15 protein-coding genes are annotated in these 14,511 nt (G+C 65.1%); 8 read left to right on the top strand and 7 right to left on the bottom strand.

The window, feature by feature from the left end; all coding sequences use genetic code 11:
* The first annotated feature begins 79 nt into the window (after nt 1-79).
* From GGD66_RS01865 to ppx, 3 genes are all read left to right on the top strand, one after another.
* Nucleotides 80-757, top strand: a complete 678-nt coding sequence (locus GGD66_RS01865) for a DnaA ATPase domain-containing protein (RefSeq protein ID WP_183256734.1) — start codon at nt 80-82, stop codon at nt 755-757.
* 157 nt (nt 758-914) lie between these two features.
* The gene (locus tag GGD66_RS01860) at nt 915-3,107 is read left to right on the top strand and encodes an RNA degradosome polyphosphate kinase (RefSeq protein WP_018317534.1); all 2,193 of its coding nucleotides are present in this window, start codon (nt 915-917) and stop codon (nt 3,105-3,107) included.
* Nucleotides 3,108-3,122: 15 nt separating this feature from the next.
* Nucleotides 3,123-4,625 carry an exopolyphosphatase gene (gene ppx, locus GGD66_RS01855; protein ID WP_092253093.1) on the top strand — a complete coding sequence of 501 codons (1,503 nt, stop codon included), beginning with the start codon at nt 3,123-3,125 and terminating at the stop codon, nt 4,623-4,625.
* 44 nt (nt 4,626-4,669) lie between these two features.
* Here the strand turns inward: ppx and GGD66_RS01850 are convergent, their stop codons facing one another.
* Together GGD66_RS01850 and ndk are read right to left on the bottom strand one after the other, a co-directional pair.
* Nucleotides 4,670-5,530, bottom strand: a complete 861-nt coding sequence (locus GGD66_RS01850; protein ID WP_092252940.1) for a TerC family protein — start codon at nt 5,528-5,530, stop codon at nt 4,670-4,672.
* Between the two features lie 41 nt (nt 5,531-5,571).
* Nucleotides 5,572-5,994, bottom strand: a complete 423-nt coding sequence (gene ndk, locus GGD66_RS01845) for a nucleoside-diphosphate kinase (protein WP_018317541.1) — start codon at nt 5,992-5,994, stop codon at nt 5,572-5,574.
* A gap of 313 nt (nt 5,995-6,307) precedes the next feature.
* Between ndk and GGD66_RS01840 the strand changes: the two genes are divergently transcribed.
* From GGD66_RS01840 to GGD66_RS01830, 3 genes are all read left to right on the top strand, one after another.
* Complete coding sequence (locus tag GGD66_RS01840; protein ID WP_018317542.1) at nt 6,308-6,565, top strand: hypothetical protein; 258 nt, start codon at nt 6,308-6,310, stop codon at nt 6,563-6,565.
* A 219-nt stretch (nt 6,566-6,784) separates the two neighbouring features.
* Nucleotides 6,785-6,958: a hypothetical protein gene (locus tag GGD66_RS01835; RefSeq protein ID WP_018317543.1), complete on the top strand. Its 174-nt coding sequence runs from the start codon at nt 6,785-6,787 to the stop codon at nt 6,956-6,958.
* A gap of 52 nt (nt 6,959-7,010) precedes the next feature.
* Complete coding sequence (locus tag GGD66_RS01830) at nt 7,011-8,873, top strand: ABC-F family ATP-binding cassette domain-containing protein (RefSeq protein WP_183256733.1); 1,863 nt, start codon at nt 7,011-7,013, stop codon at nt 8,871-8,873.
* A 95-nt stretch (nt 8,874-8,968) separates the two neighbouring features.
* Here the strand turns inward: GGD66_RS01830 and GGD66_RS01825 are convergent, their stop codons facing one another.
* Entirely contained in the window at nt 8,969-9,937 is a 969-nt protein-coding gene (locus tag GGD66_RS01825; RefSeq protein ID WP_018317545.1) for a tripartite tricarboxylate transporter substrate-binding protein, read from the bottom strand.
* 160 nt (nt 9,938-10,097) lie between these two features.
* Nucleotides 10,098-10,568, bottom strand: a complete 471-nt coding sequence (locus tag GGD66_RS01820; protein WP_183256732.1) for a MarR family winged helix-turn-helix transcriptional regulator — start codon at nt 10,566-10,568, stop codon at nt 10,098-10,100.
* A 99-nt stretch (nt 10,569-10,667) separates the two neighbouring features.
* Between GGD66_RS01820 and GGD66_RS01815 the strand changes: the two genes are divergently transcribed.
* Nucleotides 10,668-11,036, top strand: coding sequence for an antibiotic biosynthesis monooxygenase (locus GGD66_RS01815; protein ID WP_092252934.1), 369 nt, complete (start codon nt 10,668-10,670; stop codon nt 11,034-11,036).
* Between the two features lie 25 nt (nt 11,037-11,061).
* Nucleotides 11,062-11,526, top strand: coding sequence for a hypothetical protein (locus tag GGD66_RS01810; RefSeq protein WP_183256731.1), 465 nt, complete (start codon nt 11,062-11,064; stop codon nt 11,524-11,526).
* A gap of 56 nt (nt 11,527-11,582) precedes the next feature.
* Here GGD66_RS01810 and GGD66_RS01805 read toward each other — a convergent pair whose 3' ends face one another.
* From GGD66_RS01805 to GGD66_RS01795, 3 genes are all read right to left on the bottom strand, one after another.
* On the bottom strand, nt 11,583-12,068 hold the full coding sequence (locus tag GGD66_RS01805; protein WP_018317549.1) for a hypothetical protein: 486 nt from the start codon (nt 12,066-12,068) through the stop codon (nt 11,583-11,585).
* A 166-nt stretch (nt 12,069-12,234) separates the two neighbouring features.
* The gene (locus GGD66_RS01800; protein ID WP_018317550.1) at nt 12,235-12,687 is read right to left on the bottom strand and encodes a DNA polymerase III subunit chi; all 453 of its coding nucleotides are present in this window, start codon (nt 12,685-12,687) and stop codon (nt 12,235-12,237) included.
* Between the two features lie 6 nt (nt 12,688-12,693).
* The gene (locus GGD66_RS01795) at nt 12,694-14,193 is read right to left on the bottom strand and encodes a leucyl aminopeptidase (RefSeq protein WP_183256730.1); all 1,500 of its coding nucleotides are present in this window, start codon (nt 14,191-14,193) and stop codon (nt 12,694-12,696) included.
* Nucleotides 14,194-14,511 lie beyond the last annotated feature (318 nt).

The following is a 14,511-nucleotide window of genomic DNA, read 5'->3' as shown; positions in this document are numbered from 1 at the left end:
CCCGTAAAAGGCCAACTCCCGCTCGATACGTCCGACCTCTTCAAATGACGCCGGCGCGCCGGCATGGAGCAAAGCAAGCGTGCCAGGCCGCGTTCACCCCCGACAATTGGCGTTTTCGCTTCCGCATGCGGAGAGCCTCAGCCGGGACAATTTCCTCGAGGGACCGGCCAATGCAGCCGGCCTCGGCCTGATCGACAGCTGGCCGGAATGGCCGAACCGGATCATGTGGCTGGCCGGCCCGGAAGGAAGCGGCAAGAGCCATCTCGCCGCGATCTGGGCCGAGGAGGCCGGCGCCCGCTCCACCACGGCCAATGCGCTGACAGCTGCGGGCGTTCCGGGCACGCTCGCCACCGGTGCGCTGGTGATCGAGGATCTCAAGGCCAGGGAATTTGACGAACGCGCCCTCTTCCACCTGATGAACCTCGCCCGCGAGGATGGCGCCTACGTTCTGTTCACCGGACGCGAGGTGCCGGCCTCGCTGGAGATCGAGCTTCGCGACCTGCGCTCGCGTCTGCGCGCCGTTCCAGTGGTCGCGCTGCTGCCGCCCGACGACCAGCTCTTCCGCGGCCTGATCGTCAAATTCTGCGCCGACCGCCAGCTCACCGTGGATGAGAGCGTGGTCGGCTACCTCGCCACGCGCCTGGAGCGGTCCTCGGCCGCCGCCCGCCAAGCCGTGGAATTGCTCGACAGCGAAGCCCTGCGACTTGGCCGCCCGGTCACCCGGGCGCTGGCCGCCGAGCTGCTGCGGGACGCTTGATCGGCCACGCGGCCGCGCCCAAGGCCTACGCAAGCCCGCTTGACGCGGCGAAGCGGCGGAACATCAATGTCATCGAAACGTCATCGCTCTAACACATGCTCCGGCCGGTTTTGCGCATAAGTCGCAAATTGGGGCGAACTGGATGGACCGACTTCTGATGGACTCTGCGCAAGCTGTTGAAACTAAAGAAAAAGCCCCAGAGACCGAGAGCCTGCCGGCGATCGCATCGAGTCCCGAGCGATTCATCAACCGCGAGCTTTCCTGGCTGCATTTCAACCGCCGCGTCCTGGAGGAATCGGTCAATCCCAGCCATCCCATGCTGGAGCGGGTGCGATTCCTGTCGATTTCCGCAAATAACCTCGACGAGTTCTTCATGGTTCGCGTCGCCGGAATCAAGGCGCAGGTGCGCGAGGGCATTGCCGAACGCAGCCCCGACGGCCTGACGCCATCCGAGCAGCTCGCCCTGATCAACCGCACCGTCTCCGAACTCGCCTCCGACCAGCAGGCGATCTGGCGCGATTTGCGCGGCACTCTGGCCGATGTCGGCATCGTCCTGGTCGACGGCAAGGACGTCACCAAGGCGGAACGGACCTGGATCGAGGACTATTTCCTCAGCAACGTGTTCCCGCTGCTGACGCCGCTGGCGATCGACCCGGCCCACCCCTTCCCGTTCATCCCGAGCCTCGGCTTCACCATCGCGCTCCAGCTCACGCGCGCCGCCGATGGCAAGCAGATGAACGCGTTGATCCGCATGCCCGGCAAGATCGACCGCTTCATCCGCCTGCCGGCCGACGGCAAGGTGGTCCGGCTGATCTCGCTGGAGCAGGCGACCGCCCTGTTCATCAACCGCCTGTTCCCCGGCTACAATCTGCACGGCCAGGGCGCTTTCCGCATCATCCGCGACTCCGAGCTCGAAATCGAGGAAGAGGCGGAAGACCTCGTCCGCCTGTTCGAGACCGCGCTGAAGCGCCGCCGCCGCGGGTCGGTGATCCGGCTCGAGATCGATGCCAAGATGCCGGAGGAGCTGCGCAGCTTCGTGCAGCACGCGCTGTCGGCCGCCGACGACGAGGTGTTCCTGGTCGACGGCGTGCAGGCGATGAACGAGCTCTCGCAGCTCACTCGCCTCGACCGGCCCGATCTCGAATTCACCCCTTACGTGCCGCGTCATCCCGAGCGCGTGCGCGAGCATGGCGGCGACATCTTTGCCGCGATCCGGCAGAAGGATCTCGTCGTCCATCACCCCTACGAATCCTTCGACGTGGTGGTGCAGTTCCTGCAGCAGGCGACGCGCGACCCCGATGTCGTCGCGATCAAGCAGACGCTCTACCGCACCTCCAACAACTCGCCGATCGTGCGCGCGCTGGCGGAAGCCGCCGAGGCCGGCAAATCCGTCACCGCGTTGATCGAGCTGAAGGCGCGCTTCGACGAGGAAGCCAACATCCGCTGGGCGCGCGATCTCGAACGCGCCGGCGTGCAGGTCGTCTACGGCTTCCTCGAACTGAAGACGCACGCAAAACTCTCGATGGTGGTGCGTCGCGAGGGCGGCAGCCTCACGACTTACGTCCATACCGGCACCGGCAATTATCATCCGGTCACCGCGCGCATCTACACCGACCTCTCCTACTTCACCTCCGATCCGACCATCGGCCGCGATGCCGCGCGCGTGTTCAATTTCATCACCGGCTACGCCGCGCCGAGCGATCTGGAAAAAATGGCGGTGTCACCGCTGACCTTGCGCAAGCGCATCATCGAGCACATCCAGGGCGAGACCGCGCATGCGCGCCACGGCCGCCACGGCGCGGTCTGGATGAAGATGAATGCGCTGGTCGACCCCGACATCATCGACGCGCTCTACGAGGCCTCCCAGGCCGGCGTGCAGGTCGAGCTCGTGGTGCGCGGTATCTGTTGCCTGCGCCCCGGCATTCCCGGCCTGTCAGAGAACATCCGCGTCAAGTCGATCATCGGACGCTTCCTGGAACACGGCCGAATCTACTGCTTCGGCATGGGCCAGGGTCTGCCGAGCGCCAAAGCGGCTGTGTATATCTCCTCCGCCGACATGATGCCGCGCAACCTCGACCGCCGCGTCGAGGTGCTGTGTCCGCTGCAAAATCCCACGGTGCATCAGCAGGTTCTCGAACAGATCATGGTCGCGAATCTCAAGGACAATGAGCAGAGCTGGCAATTGTTGCCGGACGGGTCCTCAACGCGTATGAAGACCGCGAAGGGCGAAGAGCCTTTCAACGTCCACAACTACTTCATGACAAATCCGAGTCTGTCTGGCCGTGGAAAGTCGCTCAAGGAATCCTCGCCGCGTCGTCTCACGCGCCGGAACGAACGCCATCAATCCTGATCGGGGATGTTCGGCGTGAAGCGGCCGCGCAAGCGCGGCTCGAGCGTCGCGGTCATCGATATCGGTTCCAACTCGGTCCGTCTCGTCGTCTACGAGGGGCTGACGCGGAGCCTCATTCCGATCTTCAACGAGAAGACGCTGTGCGGCCTCGGACGCGAGGTGCAGAGCACCGGCCTGCTCGCGCCCGACGCTGTCGACAAGGCGTTGACCTCGTTGAGGCGCTTTCGCGCGCTGTGCCGTGTGATGCAGGTCGGGCGCGTGTTCGCGATCGCGACCGCGGCCTGCCGCGACGCCTCCAACGGCCCCGACTTCATCGCGAAGGCCGAGCGCATTTGCGCGGTGAAGATCGAGATCCTGTCGGGTCCGCGCGAGGCGCGGCTGTCGGCGCTCGGCGTGATCTCCGGCATCCATCATCCCGACGGCATCGTCGGCGACCTCGGCGGCGGCTCGCTCGAACTGATCGACGTACGCAGGAACAGCGTGCGTAGCGGCGTGACGTTGCCGCTCGGCGGGCTCGCGCTCCAGGACCTCGCGCACAAATCGCTCAAGCGCGCCGACCGCATCGTGCGCGAGGCGATCGACGAGGTGCCACAGCTCACTGCGGGCCGCGGCCGCACTTTCTATGCGGTCGGCGGCACCTGGCGTGCGCTGGCGCGCATCCACATCATCCAGAGCGGCTATCCGCTCCAGGTGATGCACGGCTATTCGCTGTCCGCGGCTGAAGCGCTCGACTTTTCGCGTCGTCTGCGTCGCCTTGCGGCCGCGGACATGCTCGCCGACATCGAGATCGTCGCCGATGCGCGGCGCCCGCTCCTCACCTATGCGGCGTTGGTGCTCGAGCACATCATCCGGGTGGCAAAGCCGAAGACGATCGTGTTCTCGACCTTCGGCGTCCGCGAGGGCCTGCTGCACGAGAAGCTGTCGGAGCCGGAACGCAACAAGGACGGCCTGATCTGCGCCGCGGAAGAGCTGAACCAGCTGCTGTCGCGCTCGGCCAAGCACGCCCACGAGCTGATCGCCTGGACCGACCGCCTCGCGCGCGTGGTGAAGCTGCGCGAGAGCGAGGAGGACCGCCGCTTGCGCCACACCGCGTGCCTGCTGTCCGATATCGGCTGGCGCGTGCATCCCGATCACCGCGGCGAGCAGACGCTGAGCCTTGTCGTCAACGGCAATTTCGGCGCGATCACCCACACCGAGCGCGCCTTCGTCGGCCTGTCGGTGTTCTATCGCTATGCGGGCCTGAGCGAGGAAAACCAGCCGCCGGTTACCATGCAGGAGCTGCTGACGCCGGCGCAGCTCGAGCGCGCGCGCCTCTTGGGCGCTGCGTTCCGCGTCGCGCATCTGATCTCGGCGGCGCGCCCTGGCGTGCTGCCGGCCACGCATTTCCGCAGCCAGGGCCGCAAGCTGATGCTGGTGTTCGAGCATCGCCTCGGCGACCTCGTCGCCGACCGCGTCGGCAGCCGCTTCCGCGCACTCGCCCGCCTGGTCAGCCGCGCCGGCTCTATCGTGCGGCGCTAGCATCGACTGAGGAATTGCTCATCTCCCCGCCGGGAGAGGTGACGTTACTCCGCCGACGCCCGGGCGTGCCGCTCGGACGATTCCAGGGCCGCGGCGGTCAGCTTGCGGCGGCGCCAGATGGTGCCGACCACCAGCACGACGATGACGCCGAGCGCGGCGCAGAAATATTCGCCGCCCGCCCCGCCATGGCCGAATTGCGGCGGGATGCGCAAGGCGCCGAGCATGCTGTCCAGCGAGGCGCCGAACGGACCGTCGAACAGCGTGTGCAGCTTCGGCGCGACGCCGGGATCGGTCGCCATCACCTCGCCCGCGATCCAGCCGAGCAGCGCAGCACCGGCCCAGACCAGCACCGGCAGCTTTTCGAGCAGCGCCATGATCAGCGCCGCACCGGCGACGATCAGCGGCACGCTGATGGCAAGGCCGAGGATCAGGAGCGGCACGCTGCCATTGGCGGCGGCTGCGACCGCAATGACGTTGTCGAGCGACATGACGATGTCGGCGACCACGACGATCTGGATGGCCTGCCACAGATGCGAGGCCGCGTCGACGTCGTCGTCCTCGTCATGCTCCGGCACAAGGAGCTTGGCCGCGATCACGATCAGGGCGAGACCGCCGATCAGCTTGAGATAGGGCAGCTCCATCAGCGTCGCGACGATGCCGGTGAAGATGATGCGCAGCAGCACTGCGGCGCCGGCACCGAAGATCATGCCCCACAGGCGGTGTCGCGGCGAGAGGCCGCGGCAGGCGAGCGCGATCACCAGCGCGTTGTCACCGGACAGAAGGATGTTGATCCAGATGATCTTGCCGACCGCAATCCAGAAGGTCGGTTCGGCCATCTCGTTGCGAAACTGGGTGAAGAATGCCCCGATCGTCGCGGGATCGAAGATCTGCCAGAGCCAGCTCACAATAGGTCCCCTCGCCCAGTCTCTAAATTACGGCCGGCCGATCAGCCGACGATCTCGTTGCCCGAGAAGAACTGCGCGATCTCGATCGCGGCGGTCTCCGGCGCATCCGAGCCGTGTGCGGAATTCTCGCCGATCGACTTGGCGTAGAGCTTGCGGATGGTGCCGTCGGCGGCCTTGGACGGATCGGTCGCGCCCATCGCGTCGCGGTACTTGGCGATGGCGTTCTCGGCTTCCAGCACCTGGACAACGACCGGGCCCGAGGTCATGAACTCGACGAGCTCGCCGAAGAACGGCCGCGCCTTGTGGACGGCATAGAAGGTCTCGGCCTGTTCCTTGGTCATGCGGATGCGCTTCTGCGCGACGATGCGCAGGCCCGCCTTTTCGATCACGGCGTTGACGGCGCCGGTCAGGTTACGCGCGGTCGCGTCGGGCTTGATGATCGAGAAAGTGCGTTCGATGGCCATAATCTTGTCCTTGGAAGAAAAGCGGTGGTTGTCGAGTTGCGGGGCTTATATCGGCGCCTTTGCCATCCGGCAAGCGACCGCCGGTATGACGTCACAGACGCTTCGCCGCAGGACCGGACCCCTGCAGTTTCAATCTGGATTACGACAATTTCACCCAGATGAACCCAATCTGAAGCCCCTGTCAGGATTCGGTTCAGCCTCGCCGGCGTAGGGTTGGCCCCATCGAAACCGAGCCCGATCACTGGGCGGACCGTTTCGGCGGCCTTTCCATCGACGCGGATGCCCCCGCGCCGGCAGTTTTGAGGAGATCACCATGTTGAGGAAACTTTCGCTTGCCGCTGTCGCTGCGGTTGCGCTGGGTGCCGCGCTGGCGCCGACCTCGGCTTCCGCCCACTGGCACGGTGGCGGCCCGGGCTGGCACGGCGGCGGCGGAGGCTGGCACCGCGGCCACGGCTGGGGCGGACCGCGCTTCTATGCCCCCGTCTCCTACGGTTATGGCGGCTGCTATGTGCGCCGGCTGGTCCCGACCCCCTGGGGACCCCGCTGGCGGATGATCAACCGCTGCTACTGAGCCCGACAGCACCTTAAGTTAAAGGCTACCGCCCCCCACGGTTGCCTTCCAAGAGAAGCCCCGGCGATCCCCCCGCCGGGGCTTCGCATTTTGGGCGGATGTTGCGGGATTCATACAATTTTGACGAGAATGCCGGCATTCCCCCAAAAACCGCGAAACCATTTTGGGGGCCAATGACTTGGTACCGTGTCCTTACTTTGAGCACACGGAACCTGCGCGATGGCTGGCCTTTTTGCCAATGACAGCGAACAGATCGATCGGCGGACCAGCCGCTCGATTTGCGATGCGGTGGGCGAACGGCTTCAGCAGAGCCTGCGTCCCGAACCTCAGCTCCCGACCCACCTCGAGCAGCTCATGAACGAGCTGAGGCAGCGCGACCGCGACTCGCATTGAGCGGCTAAGAAAAACGGGTTGCGTTCGACGCGCCTTGCGGTGACAAGGCCGCATGCTTGTCATCACCGATCTCTCCCTCCGCCTCGCCGGACGCCTTCTGATTGACCAGAGTTCCGTGCAGATCACGCCGGGATCGCGCGTCGGCCTGGTCGGACGCAACGGCACCGGCAAGTCGACGCTGTTCAAGGTGATCCGCGGGGAGCTCGCGGCCGAGCACGGCTCGGTGACCCTGCCGCCGCGCTGGAGCGTCGGCAGCCTCGCCCAGGAAGCCCCGAACGGACCCGACAGCCTGATCTCCGTCGTGCTCAAGGCCGACCTCGAACGTGACGCGCTGCTCGCGGAAGCCGAGAGCGCGACCGACCCGCACCGGATCGCCGAGATCCAGACCCGGCTGGTCGACATCGACGCGCATTCGGCGCCGAGTCGCGCCGCCGCGATCCTCTCCGGTCTCGGCTTCTCCGCCGCCGATCAGCTCCGCCCCTGCGCCGAGTTCTCCGGCGGCTGGCGCATGCGCGTCGCGCTCGCCGCGACGCTGTTCGCAGCCCCCGATTTGTTGCTGCTCGACGAGCCCACCAACTATCTCGACCTCGAGGGAACGTTGTGGCTGGAGGATCACCTCGCGCATTATCCGCGCACGGTGATCGTGATCAGCCACGACCGCGACCTCCTCGAAAGCTCGGTCGACCAGATCCTGCATCTGGAGCGCGGCAAGCTCACGCTCTACAAGGGCACCTATTCCTCGTTCGAGGAGCAGCGCGCCGCGCGCGAGCTGCTCGATGCCAAGCAGGTCAAGCGCCAGGAAGCCGAGCGCGCCCGGCTGCAAGCTTTCGTCGACCGCTTCAAGGCCAAGGCTTCGAAAGCCCGCCAGGCACAGTCTCGCGTGAAAATGCTGGAGCGGCTGAAGCCGATCACGGCGCTGGTCACCGAGGACGTGCGCGAGATCAGCTTTCCGGCGCCGGAGAAGATCCTGTCGCCGCCGATCATCGCGGTGGACAACGCTTCCGTCGGCTACGATCCCGCGGCGCCCGTGCTCGGCCGCGTCACGCTGCGCATCGACAATGACGATCGCATCGCGCTGCTGGGTGCCAACGGCAACGGCAAGTCGACGCTCGTCAAGCTGCTCGCCGGAAGGCTCGCGCCGTTCTCCGGCAAGGTGACGCGCGCGGACAAGCTCTCGATCGCCTATTTCGCGCAGCATCAGCTCGACGAGCTGAACGAGGACGCCTCGGCCTATGACCACGTCCGCAAGCTGATGGGCGATGCGCCCGAAGCCAAGGTGCGCGCCCGCGTCGGCGCGATCGGTTTTTCGGGCAAGGCGGCCGACACCAAGGCCGGCAAATTGTCGGGCGGCGAGAAGGCGCGGCTGCTGCTGGGCCTTGCGACTTTCTTCGGCCCCAACATGATCATCCTGGACGAGCCGACCAACCATCTCGACATCGACAGCCGTGCTGCGCTGGCCGAAGCCATCAACGAATTTCCGGGCGCCGTGATCATGGTCTCGCACGACCGCTATCTGATCGAGGCCTGCGCCGACCGGCTCTGGATCGTCGCCGACCGCACCGTCACCAATTACGACGGCGACCTCGACGAATATCGCCGCCTGGTGCTGTCCACGCGCAACGCCGAGCCCGCCCCGCGCGAGCGCAGTGTCGCGAGCGAGAAACCGCAGCGCGCGCGGCCCGACAATCGCGGCTCGCTGAAGAAACGCATCACCGAAGCCGAAGCCGAGATCGCCCGCGTCAGCGACATCATCACCAAGATCGACACCGCCCTCGCCTTGCCCGACATTTTTACGCGCGATCCCAAGCAGGCCGCACAGCTGTCAAAGGCGCGCGCCAATGCCGCCGATGCGCTGGCGCGCGCGGAGGAGCAGTGGCTCGAGGCGAGCACGCAGTTCGACGAGGCTGCGGGCTGAATCCAAATCTGGGAAAACAACCCCATGCACAGTAGCGGTAATAAATTACCCTGCATCAAGTAGCTGGCCAAGCTACTCTTCATGGGATTGTCCGCTCAGTCCGCGAACTGCCCCGCCGCCTTGATGATCGGAGCCCAGCGGTCGACTTCGCTCGTCAGCATCGCGCCCAGCGCCTCAGGCGTCGCCTTGTCTTGCGGCACCGGCTCGGTGTTGATGTCGTTGAACCGGGCGATCAGCGCCGGATCCTTGAGCGCCGTCTGCAGCGCGGCCGTCAGCTTCTGCACGACCGCGGGCGGAGTGCCCTTGGGAGCATAGAGGCCGTGCCAGACGCCGAGCTCGAACCCCTTGAGGCCCGCCTCATCGGCCGTCGGCAGATCGGGCAGGCTCTTCAGCCGCTCCTTGGTGGTGATCGCATAGGCCTTGACCTGCTTGGCCGTGATCGGCCCGGTGGTGTTGGTCGCCTGGTCGCAGGTGAGATCGATCTGCTTGCCGAGCAGATCGTTCATGATCGGGCCGTTGCCCTTATAGGGCACCGTGGTGAGCTGCTTCTGGATCGCGGTCATGAACAGCATGCCGCAGAGATGCGATGCCGCACCTAACCCGGCATTGGCGTAGGTCAGCTTGTCGCCCTGCTGCTGGGCGTAGGCGACCAGCTCCTTGAGCGTGTTGGCCGGAAAATCCGGACGCGCAATGATCGTCATCGGCGCGTTGGTCACGAGGCCGATCGGCGCAAACGCCGTCTTCGTGTCATAGCTGAGATTGCGGTACAGCGTCGCTGCGGTCGAGATGCCGACGTGATGGATCAGCAGTGTGTAGCCGTCGGGCTGGGCGCGCGCGGCGCGGGTCGTGCCGATGGTGCCGCCGGCGCCGGTCGCGTTCTCGACAACGATTTGCTGTCCCAGCGACTTCCCCATGCCTGCGGCCGTCAGGCGCGCGATGGTGTCGGTCGGCCCGCCCGCCGCGAATGGAACCAGCATGGTGATGGGCCTCGTCGGATAATCCTGGGCAACGGCCGCGCCAAGCGGCAGAAGCAGAGCCGATACGAGGGCAATCGAGAACCGCATAGTCTCCTCCAGATTTTTATGGCTCCATATGAGCGCATTCCTGGCCGCAAGACCATCAGGAAAGCGGCTCATCAGAAGCGTGCTGCAATTGTTCGGCCGCAGCGGCGTTCCGGGAACATGTCGCTAAGAGCTGCCGTCAATTCCGCCCGCTCGCCCTGCGCTAGGTCTGGCTCTCTGTCCCGTTCTCGAGCTTCGTCCGCAGGGCCGCGACAATGCGATGTACGGTTTGCAGATCCTTGACCGGAAGCCCCTCCGAAAGGCCGTTGACCCACGGCGCCTGCAAAGCCATGGCGGCATCGAAAGCATGCCGTCCCTTGTCAGTCAGAACGACAAGCTGCGCTCGGCGGTGATGCGGGTTGGCCTCGAAAGCAACGAGGCCTTCCGCGTGCAGGTCATTGACGATCCGCTGCACGTTCTGGCGATTGGCCCCCAGATCGCGGGCAAGCCAAGCCACCGGCTGGGGGCGCTCCGCGTGCACGATGGCGCCGAGAATCTGCCAGCGGGCACTCGTGAGCCCGAGCCGGGCGACCAAGCGGTCCCCTGCGGTCAGGAGCAGGCTATTCAGCCGGAACAGGTCGAGCACGAGGTTCGACAGCGCATCACCGGCCGGCGTTCGCAAGGATTTCGGCATTCGTCACCATAAACCGTTATTGACATCATAATGTCAAATCAGTAAATTGTTCATAGTACCATATTGACATCATAATACCACAACGAACGGAGCCTACCCATGACGCACCTGCGTCCCCTGGATCCTGACTTTCCCATCGAACGTCAGCTTGGCATCGACACCAGCCCCGTGGTGCTCGTGAATGTGTTCACGCTCGACAAGACCGACGAGCAGAGCTTCCTCCAGGTTTGGCAGGACGATGCAGCCTTCATGAAGCGGCAGCCGGGCTTCATTGCCACCCAGCTTCACCGCGCGATCGGCGATAGCCCGACATATCTGAACTATGCCGTCTGGGAATCGACGGCCCACTTCCGGGCTGCATTCACGCATCCTGAGTTCAGATCGAAGATCGCAGCCTATCCCTCATCTGCCGTCGCCTCTCCGCACCTGTTCGAAAAGGTCGCCGTGCCCGGCATCTGTGTGGCGTAGCGCGCTTCGAAACGGCAGGACCCCGATGACCAGGATCATCCACCCAGTCGCGGGCGCGGTCGTGCTGACGACGATTGCGACCTTCTGGCTCTCCACGGCTCTCACCGAGCTATTTGCGTCGCACGCGAGCATAGCCACGGTGAAAATGGCCATACCCTGGGGCTTCCTGTTGCTGGTTCCGGCGTTGGCGGTGACGGGAGGCTCAGGATTTTTCCTGGCAAAGGGACGACGTGGTGGCGTGATCGGCGCGAAGATCAAGCGCATGCCGTTCATCGCCGGCAACGGCATCCTGCTTCTCATTCCTGCCGCGTTGTTTCTTGCGTTCAAGGCGAAGGCCGCGGAGTTCGACACCACGTTCTATGCGGTACAGACTCTCGAATTGTTGGCCGGCGCGATGAACATCGCTCTTCTCGGCCTCAATATGCGCGACGGCTTCAAGATGAAGAGCCGGTTCCGCGTTCGCCAGCCCGATCGCTTGCCGGTGCTCTGACGGCGCGCGCGAACCCGGCTTTCGATCGGGTCCGCCACGCTCGCAGGCGGTCCCGCCTACGCGTGCTTCTTCTTCGGCTTCACCGCCCTCGGCGCTGGCTGCGGATCGGGATTGCCCTCGATTGACGACAGACGTCCAGCCGTGAAGGTGTAGATGCCGGCGCGCGGTCCCGTGGCCCAAGTGACGACGGCAACGCGGCGACCGGCGGCGTCATTGGAGAGATTGATGTTCGATGGCGCGCCGATGCCGCGCACCACGTCGCATTCGGTATGGCCCAGCGCGACCGTACCGCCCATCGGCGCCGGAGCCGTCGTCGATGCGTTGGCATCGGCCGGCCCGGGAGGCGGCGCCATGCCGGGACAGGCGCCGTCAGCGCTGACGAGATCCTCAGCTCCGACCGGCTTGTCGGGGGTCAGCGGCGGGGATTCGATCGAGATGTTCTTGATGAACAGCCGGCTCGGCGTGTTGAACCATTGTGCGTCCTTCGACAGCAGATCGGACGCGCCCGAGCAGCCGGCGAGCAGCGGAGCCGCGGCAGCCAAAGCAACAAGAAGCGACCTGGGAAGCTTTTGATGTCGCACGATAAACCAAATTCCCCGCGTGAAGGACCAGCCCTAAGCGATTGTCCCAACATCACTTTGCGGCACGAAGGTGACAAAAGCCAGCATCGCCCGAAAAGTGCAAATTATCATTAATTGCGAAGGACCCCTAATTCCGACGCTGCCACCGGCCCCGCTCGTCGGCCTGCCAATAGGTGACATCAAATCCCCGCTCCTTGCAATCCGTCCAGGCGCTGCGGGCAAGCGCGAGTGCATCCGGATCGTCGCCATTGAACAGCAGCACCATGCGCGCATAACCCTGCGCGTCCTGCGGCAAGGCCGCATTGTCGACCAGGAATCGGACATGGGCGCCGTTGGGATTGCCCTCCTCGATCGCCAGCACGATCGGCTGATCGGCGGCATCATTCACGCGCCATGTCGCATGCGGCAGGAAGGAATCGTCGCGGTAGGTCCATAAATGCGCGTCGAGCGCATCGGCGCGCTCTTCCGAGGTCGACTGCACCACGACGCGCCATCCGCGCTCGAGCGATTTCTCGAGAAGCGGCGGCAACACGTTCTCCACCGTCATGTTTTGCAGATGATAGAACAGGACTTCGGTCATCTCAGATCATTTGCGCTCGTAATGGTCGGCGACGAGACGGTCGAGCAGGCGGACGCCATAGCCGCTTGCCCAGCTCTGGTTGATGTCGGTCTTCGGCGCGCCCATGGCGGTGCCGGCGATGTCGAGATGGGCCCAGGGCGTGCCATCGACGAAACGCTGCAGGAACTGCGCGGCGGTGATCGAGCCGCCGTGGCGACCGCCGGTGTTCTTCATGTCGGCGAACTGGGAATCGATCAGCTTGTCGTATTCGGGACCGAGCGGCATGCGCCAGACCTTGTCGCCGCTCTCGATGCCGGCCGCCAGCAGGCGTTCGGCGAGCTCATCATTGTTGGAGAACATGCCGGCATGCTCGGTGCCGAGCGCGACCACGATCGCGCCGGTCAGCGTCGCCAGATCCACCATGAATTTCGGCTTCACCTTCTTGGCGACGTACCAGAGCACGTCGGCCAGCACGAGGCGGCCTTCCGCGTCGGTGTTGATGATCTCGATGGTCTGGCCCGACATCGAGGTGACGATGTCGCCCGGCCGCTGCGCATTGCCGTCGGGCATGTTCTCGACGAGGCCGATGGCGCCGACCACATTGACCTTGGCCTTGCGCGCGGCAAGCGCGTGCATCAGGCCGACGACGCAGGCCGCGCCTCCCATGTCGCCCTTCATGTCCTCCATGCTGCCGGCTGGCTTGATCGAGATGCCGCCGGTGTCGAAGCAGACGCCCTTGCCGACGAAGCTCACGGGCGCCTCGCCCTTCTTGCCGCCGTCCCAGCGCATGATCACGGTGCGGCTCGGCCGCGCCGAGCCCTGGCCGACGCCGAGCAGCGCGCCCATGCCGAGCTTCTGCATCGCCCTGACGTCGAGCACCTCGACCTTGACGCCGAGCTTGCGGAGCTGACCGGCGCGGCGCGCGAATTCCTCGGGGAAGAGTACGTTCGGCGGTTCGTTGACGAGGTCGCGCGCGATGATCACGCCGTCGACGACGTGGCCGGCCGAGGCAAATGCCTTCTTCGCGGCAGCGGCATCGCCGACCGCCAGCGAGATGTCGGCACGCGAGCCGCCCTCCTCGCCGTCCTTCTTTTTCGTCTTGTAGCGGTCGAACTTGTAGGCGCGCAGGCGCAGACCCGAGGCGATCGCGACCGCCTGCTCGCTCGTCATGGCACCACCGGGCAGTTCCGCCATGATCGTCATGGCGGCCGCCCCGGCGGCAAGCTTACCCGCCGCCACACCGCCGAATTTGAGGAAATCGTTCGCCTTTAGGCCAGCCGCCTTGCCGGCGCCGATCACGAGCAGACGGGTGGCCTTCACCCCTTCCGGCGCCAGGATGTCGAGCGCTGCCCCGCTCTTGCCCTTGAAGGCGGCTGCGGCGGCCGCACGCTTCACGAGTTCGATACCGCCGCCCAGCGCCTTGGCCGTCGCCGGACCAACCTTCAGACTATCGTCGCAGAACACGACCATGATGCCACGGGCGGCGGCAGACAACGGGACAAAGCCGACCTTGATGGCATCGGACATGGGTAACTCCTTCAAAAATCTTGGTCTTTTTGCTGCTCACGGTCCCTGGCCAGGGCCGGACATGAACGGCGATTCACTGAGCCATCTGCACTATGGGCCAGCGCCCCGGCAGATGCCAAGCACCCCCGTGGCCTCAAGGCCACAACGAGCGAAATATTAACCATATATTGAGGGTGCCACGGGGCAGCCATTTTGTTGACGGATCAAAGGGATGGTAGTGAGAGAGTGAGCTGGCGGAAGAGGCGCTGGCCAACCTTGGGGATCCCCTGATCGGGGATTGGTTGGACAGCGGAGTTTCGGCCGACATTGGGGACTTGG

The sequence above is a fragment of the Bradyrhizobium sp. CIR48 genome (genome assembly GCF_014198315.1).
Lineage (GTDB): Bacteria > Pseudomonadota > Alphaproteobacteria > Rhizobiales > Xanthobacteraceae > Bradyrhizobium.
This window is presented reverse-complemented; position numbering and strand designations above follow the sequence as displayed.

Coding starts and splice junctions, on each gene's coding strand:
- GGD66_RS01830 (WP_183256733.1), top strand. CDS start 7,011: ATGCTTGTCATCACCGATCTCTCCCTCCGCCTCGCCGGACGCCTTCTG.
- GGD66_RS01800 (WP_018317550.1), bottom strand. CDS start 12,687: ATGACCGAAGTCCTGTTCTATCATCTGCAAAACATGACGGTGGAGAAC.
- GGD66_RS01810 (WP_183256731.1), top strand. CDS start 11,062: ATGACCAGGATCATCCACCCAGTCGCGGGCGCGGTCGTGCTGACGACG.
- GGD66_RS01840 (WP_018317542.1), top strand. CDS start 6,308: ATGTTGAGGAAACTTTCGCTTGCCGCTGTCGCTGCGGTTGCGCTGGGT.
- GGD66_RS01815 (WP_092252934.1), top strand. CDS start 10,668: ATGACGCACCTGCGTCCCCTGGATCCTGACTTTCCCATCGAACGTCAG.
- GGD66_RS01860 (WP_018317534.1), top strand. CDS start 915: ATGGACTCTGCGCAAGCTGTTGAAACTAAAGAAAAAGCCCCAGAGACC.
- GGD66_RS01835 (WP_018317543.1), top strand. CDS start 6,785: ATGGCTGGCCTTTTTGCCAATGACAGCGAACAGATCGATCGGCGGACC.
- GGD66_RS01820 (WP_183256732.1), bottom strand. CDS start 10,568: ATGCCGAAATCCTTGCGAACGCCGGCCGGTGATGCGCTGTCGAACCTC.
- GGD66_RS01825 (WP_018317545.1), bottom strand. CDS start 9,937: ATGCGGTTCTCGATTGCCCTCGTATCGGCTCTGCTTCTGCCGCTTGGC.
- GGD66_RS01795 (WP_183256730.1), bottom strand. CDS start 14,193: ATGTCCGATGCCATCAAGGTCGGCTTTGTCCCGTTGTCTGCCGCCGCC.
- ndk (WP_018317541.1), bottom strand. CDS start 5,994: ATGGCCATCGAACGCACTTTCTCGATCATCAAGCCCGACGCGACCGCG.